The sequence below is a fragment of the Confluentibacter lentus genome (assembly GCF_002806995.1).
GTDB lineage: Bacteria > Bacteroidota > Bacteroidia > Flavobacteriales > Flavobacteriaceae > Confluentibacter > Confluentibacter lentus.
In genome coordinates this window covers 93103-105421 of record NZ_NIHE01000003.1, presented here as the reverse complement: position 1 = coordinate 105421, position 12319 = coordinate 93103, and the positions used below count along the sequence as shown (strand labels likewise).

At 34.6% G+C, this 12319-nt stretch carries 13 protein-coding genes and 1 tRNA gene; 6 read left to right on the top strand and 8 right to left on the bottom strand.

From position 1 onward, the window contains the following. Window position 1 precedes the first annotated feature (1 nt). From CDH50_RS07385 to CDH50_RS07370, 4 genes are read right to left on the bottom strand one after another with little or no spacing between them, the layout of a single operon-like run. A complete protein-coding gene (locus CDH50_RS07385; RefSeq protein WP_100611381.1) occupies window positions 2-1333 on the bottom strand; it encodes a cytochrome ubiquinol oxidase subunit I in 1332 nt (443 codons plus the stop codon). A gap of 59 nt (window positions 1334-1392) precedes the next feature. Further along, complete coding sequence (gene trxA / locus CDH50_RS07380; RefSeq protein ID WP_100611380.1) at window positions 1393-1689, bottom strand: thioredoxin; 297 nt, start codon at window positions 1687-1689, stop codon at window positions 1393-1395. Between the two features lie 26 nt (window positions 1690-1715). After that, window positions 1716-2174 (bottom strand): cytochrome c family protein, encoded by a 459-nt coding sequence (locus tag CDH50_RS07375; protein ID WP_157804948.1) that lies wholly within the window; start codon window positions 2172-2174, stop codon window positions 1716-1718. Between the two features lie 10 nt (window positions 2175-2184). Then, window positions 2185-3036 carry a universal stress protein gene (locus CDH50_RS07370; protein WP_100611378.1) on the bottom strand — a complete coding sequence of 284 codons (852 nt, stop codon included), beginning with the start codon at window positions 3034-3036 and terminating at the stop codon, window positions 2185-2187. A 181-nt stretch (window positions 3037-3217) separates the two neighbouring features. On the opposite strand from CDH50_RS07370, the gene CDH50_RS07365 reads away from it, so the two are divergent. The 5 genes from CDH50_RS07365 to CDH50_RS07345 all read left to right on the top strand — a co-directional run bounded on the left by CDH50_RS07365 (window position 3218) and on the right by CDH50_RS07345 (window position 7185). Beyond that, complete coding sequence (locus tag CDH50_RS07365) at window positions 3218-3985, top strand: DUF3108 domain-containing protein (protein WP_100611377.1); 768 nt, start codon at window positions 3218-3220, stop codon at window positions 3983-3985. Between the two features lie 43 nt (window positions 3986-4028). Then, a complete protein-coding gene (locus CDH50_RS07360; protein WP_100611376.1) occupies window positions 4029-4370 on the top strand; it encodes an FUSC family protein in 342 nt (113 codons plus the stop codon). 128 nt (window positions 4371-4498) lie between these two features. After that, window positions 4499-5554, top strand: coding sequence for a M28 family peptidase (locus tag CDH50_RS07355; protein WP_100611694.1), 1056 nt, complete (start codon window positions 4499-4501; stop codon window positions 5552-5554). A 45-nt stretch (window positions 5555-5599) separates the two neighbouring features. Beyond that, the gene (locus CDH50_RS07350) at window positions 5600-6613 is read left to right on the top strand and encodes a M28 family metallopeptidase (RefSeq protein ID WP_100611375.1); all 1014 of its coding nucleotides are present in this window, start codon (window positions 5600-5602) and stop codon (window positions 6611-6613) included. 20 nt (window positions 6614-6633) lie between these two features. Next, a complete protein-coding gene (locus CDH50_RS07345; protein WP_100611374.1) occupies window positions 6634-7185 on the top strand; it encodes a chlorite dismutase family protein in 552 nt (183 codons plus the stop codon). Between the two features lie 65 nt (window positions 7186-7250). Here CDH50_RS07345 and CDH50_RS07340 read toward each other — a convergent pair. Both CDH50_RS07340 and bshB1 read right to left on the bottom strand, forming a co-directional pair. Continuing rightward, window positions 7251-7326: transfer RNA gene (locus CDH50_RS07340), tRNA-His, on the bottom strand. Window positions 7327-7439: 113 nt separating this feature from the next. Then, the gene (gene bshB1, locus CDH50_RS07335; RefSeq protein ID WP_100611373.1) at window positions 7440-8162 is read right to left on the bottom strand and encodes a bacillithiol biosynthesis deacetylase BshB1; all 723 of its coding nucleotides are present in this window, start codon (window positions 8160-8162) and stop codon (window positions 7440-7442) included. A 364-nt stretch (window positions 8163-8526) separates the two neighbouring features. Between bshB1 and pckA the strand changes: the two genes are divergently transcribed. Continuing rightward, entirely contained in the window at window positions 8527-10158 is a 1632-nt protein-coding gene (pckA, locus tag CDH50_RS07325; RefSeq protein WP_100611371.1) for a phosphoenolpyruvate carboxykinase (ATP), read from the top strand. 56 nt (window positions 10159-10214) lie between these two features. Here the strand turns inward: pckA and CDH50_RS07320 are convergent, their stop codons facing one another. Together CDH50_RS07320 and CDH50_RS07315 are read right to left on the bottom strand one after the other, a co-directional pair. Then, window positions 10215-10808: a TMEM175 family protein gene (locus CDH50_RS07320; protein ID WP_100611370.1), complete on the bottom strand. Its 594-nt coding sequence runs from the start codon at window positions 10806-10808 to the stop codon at window positions 10215-10217. Between the two features lie 41 nt (window positions 10809-10849). Beyond that, window positions 10850-12256, bottom strand: a complete 1407-nt coding sequence (locus tag CDH50_RS07315) for an MATE family efflux transporter (RefSeq protein ID WP_100611369.1) — start codon at window positions 12254-12256, stop codon at window positions 10850-10852. Between the last annotated feature and the right edge of the window lie 63 nt (window positions 12257-12319).

Genomic DNA, 12319 nt, shown 5'->3' with positions numbered 1-12319 from the left:
ATTAATGTTTTATAAGTTCCGGTCCTTTATTGATTATTTTCCCAACAAGCATTAAAAATAAGAGTCCTAATAATAGGTAAAGTCCAATAAATCCTAGCAACGTAAACAATGTATTCCCCGCAGATACTGTTGGAGAAGCACCTTCTGAAGTTCTTAATAAATTATAAACCAACCACGGTTGCCTTCCCAATTCTGCCGTGTACCAACCCGTGGTATTGGCGATGTATGGAAATGGCAGCATAAACAATAACGACCATAAAATCCATTTGGTTTTATAAAGCTTTTTTCTGAATAATTGAACCACAGCAACCAGCATTAAACCAATAAAAATAGTACCTAAACCAACCATGATGTGATAAGCATAATACAAGCCTGGAATATTTGTCGGATACACACTTTCATCAAATTCATTCAAACCTTTAATTTCGGCATCCCATTTCTGATAGGTTAAAAAACTTAAAATATTAGGAACTGCAATTTTGTTATCGAGTGTTTTATCTATCATATTCGGTTGCCCAATAAGTACGATTTCAGAACCCCCATCAACCGTTTCAAAAAGACCTTCCATAGCCGCAAACGTGACAGGTTGATGTTTCACTACGTTTTTTGCTGCCCAATCACCCGTTGGAAATGCCACGATGATGCTGGATATTAATCCGAAAACAACACCCGTTTTCACAAACAGTTTTCCAAATTCGTGGTGTTTATTATTTAAAATATAAAACGCCCCAATAGCTGCAACCACAAAAGATGCCGTTACTAATGATGCCGCCTGATTGTGTAAATAGGATGGCCATAACCACTCGTTAGTGAACAGTGCTCCGAAATTATTCAGCACAAATTTTCCGTTTTCCAAAATCTCGTAGCCAACGGGATGTTGCATCCAAGAATGTGTTGCAATGATTAAAAAGCCGCTTGCCCAAGAGCCTAAAAACACTAAAAATCCCGTGACAAAATGAAGCTTGTGCCCTAATAATTTTTCTCCGAAAATAAACAGCCCTAAAAATGAAGATTCCAAAAAGAAGGAAAACATACCTTCCATGGCTAGAGTCTGACCAATAATACCACCTGTAAGCTCTGAAAATTTTGCCCAATTGGTGCCAAATTGAAATTCCATAGGAATTCCGGTAACAACTCCCATCGCAAAATTGAGGGCGAAAATCTTCATCCAAAATTTTGCGGCTTGGTTGTATGCTTCGGTATGGGTTCTTAAGAATTTCCATTTAAAATAGACTATCATCAAAGATAATCCCATGGTTAATTGCGGAAATAAATAATGGAATGTAATGGTAAATGCGAACTGCATTCTATCATAAAAGAGCATGTCTTCCATGTCGTGATTTTTAGTTTCCCAAAAATACAACACAGCAGATTAATTATAGGTAACTTTTATTACTTATTACGCTCTATCAAGCTAATTAAATCTTTTTTTTGAACGACACCTGATTGTCTCCAAAGTTGTTTACCGTTTTTAAAGAGAATGAGTGTTGGCACGCCCCTTACTTGATACTGAGAAGCTAATAATTGGTTTTTATCCACATCTATTTTTATAACGGAAACCGTTTCGCCCAAGCTATCTTTGACTTCCTTTAATATGGGAGCCATGAGTTTGCAGGGGCCGCACCATTCAGCAAAAAAATCCACCAAAACGGGTTTATCTTGATTTATTATGTCTAGAAAACGACTCATTAATTAATTAATTAATTATTATTTAGTTAGTTTTGACGCATGTTTCCTTTATTCTGATTAAAATGATCTTGAAACCATTCGGGTTGTTCAATATCATTATCAAACATATAATCCGCTATTTGTTCAATAACGCGTTCTGGATAAGGTAAATTTCCCATGATGCCAAAACGTTTTACAGCACCATACATTTTGACATTACTTTCAACTGGATTTTTTATCCAATTTTGCATATCAGCAATAAACTCTTTTTTGGTCGTAGAGTCATTAACATAACGCATTTTAATCGCTATCATTGGCGGCGCAAGTCTATTATCTTCATCAGCTGTGGGATGATGGCATGAGTAGCAATGTACTTCCATCAGCTTTTTGCCTGGATGCTCTTTCGTGTTAGTAACATCTGTTTTTATTATATTATTTTTTGGCTTGTGCTTGTCACAATTAACAAACAGTAAAACAAACACCAGTCCTATTAAAATAGGTTTCATTTTTATAAATTTAAGGAATAAGTTCATTCTTATTGATAACCAAAAAAGGGATATGTATTTTGAAACCAAAAGTTTCTACAGGATGTATAGCAAATAAACGGTCTAAAAATGAATGTTTTGTAGTCAACATAGCAAACATATCTATTTGGTTTTCTATAATGTATTTATTAATAATTTCAAATATATCCTTGCTATTTATAGTGATGTATTTATGGATTGCTTCGGTAAAATGGGTTTTAAAAATAACTTCATTACTAAAAACCTCATAGGTTGAATGCTTCTCATCTTTAATGTGCAAGATGTCTAATTCAGAATTATAGAGCGAGTTAAAATATTTCAGCCATTTTAATTCTTCAATGCTATATAATTCTAAATGATTGGTAGTAAACAGTACTTTATGCAGTCCGTTAAATTTACAATTATTGGGAATAGCCAAGACTGGTATATGACACCGTTGCATCACGTGCACCGTATTGCTGCCAAAAATAACTTTTTCCAATCCCGAAGCCCCTTTGGTTCCCATAATTATCAAATCCACATGATGAATCTTGGATACTTGATTAATGGAATCAATTAAATTGTCATAATCTACAATAGAGTGAAAATGATGTTTATCATTACTATGCTTAGCCTTAATTTTTAAAATAATATTATCAATCGACTTTTTTGCAGCCGAGATTAATGTTTCATAAATGGTTGTTGAAGACGACATAACCATAATATCGTCTGAAATAAAAGATGATGCCTTTTGTACATTTAATAAATAGAAATCACAATCTGTATTTTGAAACATATCCATAGCATACTGAATGGCATTAATGGAATTTTTAGAAAAATCTGTAGGAAGCAGTATTGTTTTCATCTCAAAAAAATAATGGATTATATGTAAATGTATATTAGGATATTAAATAAAACTATGACATATGTCAGTTAGGAAAAGCCTCTTATAACCAGTAAAAAAAATTAGTATAATAACATAAAGGTTTGTAATTTCGGCACGATAAATGCTTGCTTAAAAAAGCAACCCAAATCTTTATTTTTATATGATGCGTATCGTATTCCTTCTTGTTTTTTTTCTAACTATTCCAATAAATGCCCAAAATACTGCCATTGGAAAGGCAGAAAAGCTTGTATTTACTGCTTCATATAACATGTCTGGTGTGCTTAATAACATTGCTGAAGTTACTATGGAAACCAGTGAAGCCAAAACATCTAAAGCAACCTTATTAAGATTAAAATGCACCGCTGCTACCTACAGCAAATGGGACACTTTTTTTAAAATTAGGGATTTATACGAAAGTTATGTGAACCCTGCTAATTTAACGCCCTATATACATAATAGGGATGTTAATGAGGGAAGCTATAATAAAGCCATGAAGTACACATTCGACCCAAAAACCAACAAGGTTAAATCTGTACAAAGCAAAAAAAACAAACCCGATGAAAATAGAAATCTTACAATACACTCGGGCACTAAAGATATTGTATCTACTATTTACAGTTTAAGATTGATAGATTTTAAAAATATGCCTGTGGGGACAAAAAAATTCTTTACCATCCTTTTTGATTGGGAAGAAATGAAAGGCCAATTTACCTACTTGGGAAAAGAAACCATTAATACGGCCATTGGTAAAAAAGAATGCTACAAATTGGCAATTGGCTCTAACCAACCAGATGTGCTTAAAGGCACTAATAGTAACTTTTTATGGCTAACGGCGGATGGAAATAAAATTCCTGTGTATGGAAAATTTAAAATTCCTGTTGGTAATGGGGAACTAAAAATAAAATCTGTTGCAGGTTTAAAAAACTAAACACATTTTTTATCTGACAACTAAAAATAATAGATTTAAACAGATGAAACAATTATTTATAATTTTAGGTCTTATAGCAGCCATATTTGCCACAATTTTATCAGTATTGCCGCTTTCTAATTTGGCTATATTTCCCGCAGCAGCAGCACTTGTATTTGGCTTAATCGCCTTCTATTTATCTAAAAAAACTGGTTATGTGAAAAAAATTATCCAATTTACTTTTTTGTTAACCATTATATCACTTTCAATAACCATATACAAAGCTGTATTTACAACTGTTGAAGTCGCCAATACGGAAGATTTAATTATAAAAGAAGAAGAATCCAAACAAGAAGCTCTTGAAGAACTTGAAGGATTGGATTTGGAAGATATAAATATTGAATAGTAGTAGTTTTATTACATATTTTTTATATATTTGCCCATAATTTTAATGAAACTAGCATATTAAGCATTTTTTATGCCCCTAAAAAATTGATTACTGGCGAGTTACATGTGAAAACCCCTCAAAACCACATGAAAACATTTTGCATTCTCTCAGCATTCGCATTAGTAGGCACTTGTGCCACTACAAAATACACCACAAAAATCCAGAATCTTAAGGATAGCATTACTATTGTTGATAGTACTTTGGTTGTTAAGTATTCTAATACCATTACAGCAAAAGAGCTAAGCAAGGCACTCTACATAATTTCTTCAGATACGTTTGAAGGGCGAAAAACCGGTGAAAAAGGACAAAAATTAGCGACTCAATTTCTTAAAGATTATTATATCAAAGAAGAAATAGCATCGCCTTTTGGAGACTCCATATATTATCAAACCATTCCAGAATCTTTTTTCTCTAATAACATTAAAGCTTCAGAAAATGTTTTGGCCTATATTGAAGGCTCAGAAAAACCCAATGAATTGATCATTATCTCCGCGCATTTAGACCATCTAGGTATTGAAAACACTGGTGAGATATTCAACGGCGCCGATGATAATGGCTCTGGAACGACTGCTATTATGGAAATTGCACAAGCCTTTCAACAAGCAAAAAAAGACGGCCATGGTCCTAAACGAAGTATCTTGTTTTTGCATCTTACTGCCGAAGAAATTGGCACACAAGGGTCTTTGTATTATACACAAAATCCTATTTTTCCTTTGGAAAATACCATTGCCAATCTTAATATTGATATGATTGGTCGGGTTGACAACATTCATAAAGAAGATAAAAATTATATCTATTTGATAGGCTCAGACAGACTTAGCAAAGAGCTACACTACCTTTCTGAAAAAGTAAATAACACGTATTTTAATATCGATTTAGATTACAGATTTAATGCTGAAAATGATGAAAATCATTATTATTCCAGATCAGACCATTATAATTTTGCCTTACACGGTATTCCTGTTATTTTTTATTTTAATGGAGAACACGCCGATTACCATAAAACTACCGATACGCCCGAAAAAATAGATTATCTATTATTGCAAAATCGTACGCGACTTATTTTTGCAACCGCATGGCAATTAGCCAATCAACCCAATCGATTAGTAGTGGATACCAAAAATCAACTTCTATTAAATTAAATTATTACTTATATTTACGGCACTTACTTTTTATAAAAAATTCAGATGAAAAAATTAGTATTGCTATTCAGCATCACGATTATGGTTTGTAATTGTGGTAGCTCCCAAAGCGTTAGTTCAAAATCAAATAAATCAGTCCTGACTGTTACCGATTTTGCTAACACCATTACTGCCGAAGAATTAAAAACCATGTTATACACCTATGCTTCCGACGAATTTGAAGGCAGAAGAACAGGAGAACCTGGTCAAAAAAAAGCCGTCAATTTCATTAAAGACCATTATGTAAACGAAGGGATTCCTTCTCCAATTGCCGATGGGGATTATTTTCAAGAAATTCCTGAAGCCTTTTTTGAAGGAAAAGCAAAAGCATCCGAAAATGTACTTGCTTACATAAAAGGATCTGAAAAACCTGATGAAGTGCTTATCATTTCTGCGCATTTAGACCATGAAGGCATTAAAAAAGGAGAGATATATAATGGTGCCGATGACGATGGTTCTGGAACAGTAGCGATTTTAGAAATTGCAAAAGCATTTAAATCAGCAGCCGATAAAGGCTTTAGACCAAAACGAAGCATTTTATTTTTACATGTTACAGGAGAAGAATTAGGACTTTTTGGCTCGCAATATTATGCCGATGTCAATCCTATATTTCCATTAGCAAATACAGTCGCCAATTTAAATATAGATATGATAGGCCGAATAGATGCCAAACATGAAGGCAATCCTAATTACCTTTATTTAATAGGTTCTAACAAATTAAGTACTGAACTCCACGACCTATCAGAAGCGGTAAACCAAAAATATGTGAATATTGAGTTTGATTATACCTATAATGATGATAACGACCCTAACCGTTTTTATTACCGATCGGATCATTACAATTTTGCAAAAAACAATATTCCTGTCATTTTTTATTTTAACGGAACCCATGCCGATTACCATAAACCAACGGACACTCCTGATAAAATTGAATACGATTTACTAGCAAAACGTGCCCAATTGATTTTTTATACCGCTTGGGAAATAGCTAATAGGGATGAGCGGATTAAGTTGGATTAAAAAGACAGAAGCTTATAAATATGACAGATAATATTTTTGATTTTATTGGAGGCAATCACGGACAGTGGAAAATATTAAAAATGGAGTCCTTAGTTGGAGAAACACTTAAACAAGTTCCCTACCTAAAAATAATAAAAAGTTCTACAGTAAAATCTAGTGAAGGGGTATGGTCTCTTAAAGGCTTAATAAGTAATATTCGATATACGGAAAAAGAAGAAAAAGAAAGACTAATTTCAATACAGGCTGATCTTGGCAGACCAGAAGCAACTAATGCCGCTCTAATACCTATAAAAAAATCTGAAATCTGGTGGAATCTTGCCCAAGACGAAAGAAGAAAGATATTTGAAGCACAATCAAACCATACAAAAACAGGACTTAAATATTTGCCTGCCATTGCACGTAAATTATATCATTGCCGGGATATTGGTGAACCCTTCGATTTCATAACTTTTTTTGAATATGCTCCTTCAAACTCAGAGGCATTTGAAGAACTTGTTTATTCATTGCGTAAAACAGAAGAATGGAAGTACGTAGAGAGAGAAGTAGACATTAGACTTATAAAGGAACTATGATACTTTTAGATTTTGTATTTCATACAAAAAAAGCCTTTCAATTTCTTGAAAGGCTTTTGCTTTTTGGGTGGAAGACCGGGCTCGAACCGGCGACCCTTGGTACCACAAACCAATGCTCTAACCAACTGAGCTACAACCACCATGTAGCACGCATCTTAAATGCGAGTGCAAATGTAACTGATTTCTGTTTTTCTACAAAGCCTTTTCATAATATTTTAATGAAGAATTTTTAAATTGACTAAGCTAAAAACTAACTACTTCAAATTAAACAAACTATCCACGGCTACATAACGCTCTACCGTAAACCCTTCACCATACTCTACCCCTACCAGCCGCCCTAAATCGCGCGCTCTATACGAAATACTGTCTGCAAAATTCTTACTCGAAATTGGTGTTTCCGGCTCATTATTAGTGCTATCATGAAACTGTGTTTTATAAGCAAAAACCGCTTTCAACTTCGTATCTATAAACCCCGTAATATCAACAACCACATCGGGCTGCAAGTTTTTCCATTGAATATAATGGTAAACGTGTTTAGGTCGCCATGCTTCTTGTGGCTTGTCACTTCCTTCTAAAAAAGTTTCAATTTTAATCAATCCGCTTAAAAAACACGCATCGCTCACCAACTTACTGCCTTTGGCATGGTCGATGTGTCGGTCGTCAACGGCATTGCAAATCACCATTTCCGGTTGGTATTTGCGAATCATTTTTATAAGTGCCATTTGGTGCTTTTTATCATTCACAAAAAAACCATCGGCAAATTCCATATTTTCCCTCACACTAGCCCCAAGTATGTTTGCGGCATTGGTGGCTTCTTCATCTCTAATCTCTGCACTACCCCTAGTTCCTAATTCGCCACGGGTTAAATCTATAATACCCACTTTTTTACCGTTGGCTATCTCTTTGGCTATGGTAGCACCACAACCTAACTCAACATCATCGGGATGCGAGCCAATAGCAAGTATATCTAATTTCATTTTAATTATTTTTTATAAACCTTAGTTTTTAGACACTTTTGTTACGAATTTATCAAAATTTAAACGTTTGAACATTATTAAAAAATCAAAACTAACAAAAAAAGCATCAAAAAAATCATTACTCAATATTACGAAAACGTATTCGCTCTTACTTTCTTTATATAAACCTACAAAAAATATGAATAGTTTAAAAATACTGTGTTTCAACAAAGTATGACATTAATCATAAATCTTGAAGCTCTTCCACAGTAATTTTACTACATCATAAAAGCAGTCACGTGAAGCGCATGCAAATGTAAAATTAATAAGTAAGAAGTAAACATATACATTAATTCATTTAATGAAAACCTTAAAATATAATAAAATGAAAGATACAGCAACACTTCAACAAAAATCAGGCTTAGAACCATATGGTTTGAAAGATGTCACCGCACATTGGAATTTATCTCCTGAAAAACTTCAACAAATTACCATCGAAAAAAACATGGGTAGAGAAACCCCAAACGGCACCTTAGCAATTAACACTGGTAAATTTACTGGTAGATCTCCTCAAGATCGTTTTATAGTCAAAGATGACTACACAAAAGATAAAGTTTGGTGGGGAAATGTTAACAAACCAGTATCTCCTGAAAACTTTGATAGATTAGAAAAGGAAGTCAAAAAATACCTTTCTGGAAAAGAAGTTTATGTGAGGGACGGATTCGCATGTGCCGAACCAGAATACAGAACTAGTATTAGAACCGTTACCGAGTTGCCTTGGTCTAGTTTGTTCGTTTACAACATGTTTATCAGACCGAGCGAAAAAGACTTGAAAAACTTCAAAGAAGATTGGTTGGTACTTTGTGCACCAGGTTATGTGTGCCCCGACCCTGCTGGTTATGGCATTCGTCAAGGGAATTTCTCAATTATCAATTTCACTAAAAAAATAGCGTTGGTTGGTGGATCGGCTTATACTGGAGAAATTAAGAAAGGGATTTTCTCTGCTTTAAATTTAATCTTACCAGTAGAAAAAAATGTGTTACCAATGCACTGTTCTGCTAACGTTGGAAAATATGGAGATACCGCAATTTTCTTCGGATTATCTGGAACTGGAAAAACAACATTGTCTGCCGACCCAGACAGAAAATTAATTGGTGATGATGAACATGGTTGGACTGCCGATAATACCATTTTCAACTTTGAAGGTGGATGCTACGCCAAAGTTATTGACCTTACCGAAGAAAAAGAACCAGACATTTATAGAGCTATAAGACCAGGAGCTTTATTGGAAAACGTGGTATTTAAAGCAGACGGCGAAGTCGATTATTTAGATGGAAGCATCACTCAGAATACTCGTGTGAGTTACCCAATTTATCACATTGATAACATACAAGAAACATTATATGCCAACAACCCAAAAAATATATTTTTCTTAACTTGTGATGCTTTTGGTGTACTACCTCCAGTATCTAAATTAACTCCAGGACAAGCTGCATACCACTTTATTTCTGGATATACTGCTAAAGTAGCAGGAACAGAAGCTGGTATTACAGAACCTGTACCATCATTCTCTGCTTGTTTTGGCGCACCTTTTATGCCTTTACACCCAACCGTTTATGGTGAAATGTTAAGTAAAAAAATGTCGGATGCAGGTGTCAATGTATGGCTTATAAATACTGGCTGGAGCGCAGGTCCTTACGGAGTTGGTTCTAGAATCAAATTAAAATATACTAGAGCCATGATTACTGCTATATTAAATGGCGAATTAGATCATGTGGATTATGAACAAAACCCAATCTTTGGCTTATTCATGCCTAAATATTGTCCAGGTGTCCCTACTGAAATATTAGACCCTATGAATACTTGGTTGCAAAAAGGAGCTTACATAGGTAAAGCTATACAGTTAGCACATTCATTCCATCTAAACTTTGAAAAATTTGCTAATGAAGCTTCTAAACAAATTATGGAAGGTGGTCCTTTAATTGATGAACACCATCATTTAGAAGAACACATTTAATAATAAGTGCTTTCAAGAAGAAAAGGAGTTCCAAATGGAACTCCTTTTTTATGATATTAATGGTTCATTTGCCTTTCTTTCTTGAGGGTTTTCTCTATTCTAGTATCAGGTATCAACCAAATAATGGCAACTACAATATATAAAACGCCGCTAATCCAAACGCTTATAAAAGAAGATGAAATTCCCAATAAATATAAAACAGGAGACATTTTACCCTTTAAATCCTTACCTAAAGCTTTCTTTAAGATGGAATTATCCCCATGACTTTTAATAATAAGATTTTGTAAAACAAAATAAGCGATGGCAGCACCTAAAAGCACTACGCCATATAAAAACAAAGACGCATTGGTAAAATGGTTTTCTCCCATCCAACCCGTTACAAAAGGAACTAAAGATAGCCAAAACAACAAATGCATATTAGCCCATAATATAGTTCCAGTAACATGTTTAACCGTTTGCATCATATGGTGATGGTTATTCCAGTAAATGGCTAAATAAATAAAACTCAATACATAGCTTAAAAAAACAGGCAATAACGATTTTAAATCCTCAAAACTACCGCCGTGAGGTACTTTCAATTCCAATACCATAATCGTAATTATGATTGCCAAAACACCATCGGTAAAGGCTTCAAGTCTTCCTTTTGTCATATCAATACATTATTTAAGTTTTTAAAAATACTAATTTCAAGCTAAACTTTAATGGTTTTCCAAGTGCCCTTTTTAAACCAAACAATGGCTACAATGGCAATTAAGACCTCAGCTATTGTAATCGCCCAAAAAACGCCAGTTGGTCCAAAATCCAACGTCACAGCCATTAAATAAGCAAACGGTAATTGTAACAACCAAAAGCAAACAAAGTTTATATACGTTGGCGTTTTAGTATCTCCTGCTCCATTAAACGCATTGATAACCACCATACCGTAGCCATAAAAAATATACCCAGACGCTAAAATCCGTAAACATAAACTACCATAGATTACAACATCGGGAGTCGTGTTGAATAATGTAACTATTTGTGGCGCAAATATTAAATAAACCACAGAAACCAATCCCATAAAAATAGCACTATAACCACCTGTTTTCCAAACTGAAAGTTCCGCGCGCTCTGGTTTATGGGCACCTAAGTTTTGTCCGACCAACGTTGCCGCCGCATTGCTCAATCCCCAAGCAGGCATCATGGTAAACATCATCACCCTAATGGCAATAGTATAACCTGCTAATACTTCACTGCCAAATTCGCTCATGATCCGCATTAAAAACACCCAACTTGACGTTGCAATTAAAAACTGACCAATGCCACCTAAGGACACTTTAATTAAGTTGAACATCACCTTTATGCGAAACACCAAATCTTTAAGTCCGATTTTAATTTTGCTATGACCCTTAAATAAAATAAACAATTGAAATATAACTGCTGTACCCCTACCGATTGTCGTTGCTATAGCCGCACCCTCAACGCCATAAGCTTTGATGGGACCAAATCCGAAAATGAAAATAGGATCTAAAATTATGTTCAATGCATTGGACAAAACCAGTGTCCACATAGCGACGGATGCATTACCTGCGCCACGAAAAATGGCGTTGATTAAAAACAATAGCATAATCGTTATATTGCCGCCTAACAATACCCTGGTATAACCATAACCTTCAGCAATTAAATCGGGTTCTGCACCCATAAGACTTAGAATTTCCTTGGGAAATATAATTCCTATGACACTAATTATGGAGGCTACAAAAATTCCAAGAAAAATAACCTGGACGGCGGCATTTGATGCGCCTTCAATGTCATTTTCACCGACACGTCTAGCCACTATTGCTGTTGCAGCCATACTTAAACCGATTGCCAAGGCATACACCAACGTGATAACAGATTCGGTTAAACCAATGGTGGCGACGGCATTCACGCTCACTTTGGATACATATAGAATATCTACCAAGGCAAAAATGGATTCCATGAGCATTTCTAAAATCATGGGAATGGCCAGCATAAAAACCGCTCGACGGATGCTGCCCGAAGTAAATTCTTGTTCTTTTCCCGTAAAGGCTATTTTAAAATAGTGTAGAAATTGTTTTAAGGATATTTTATTTGATTGCATTTTGAAACATATTAAAAAATAAACATAACCAAGTTGTTAATTACTCAGTTCCTTTTTCGAGAG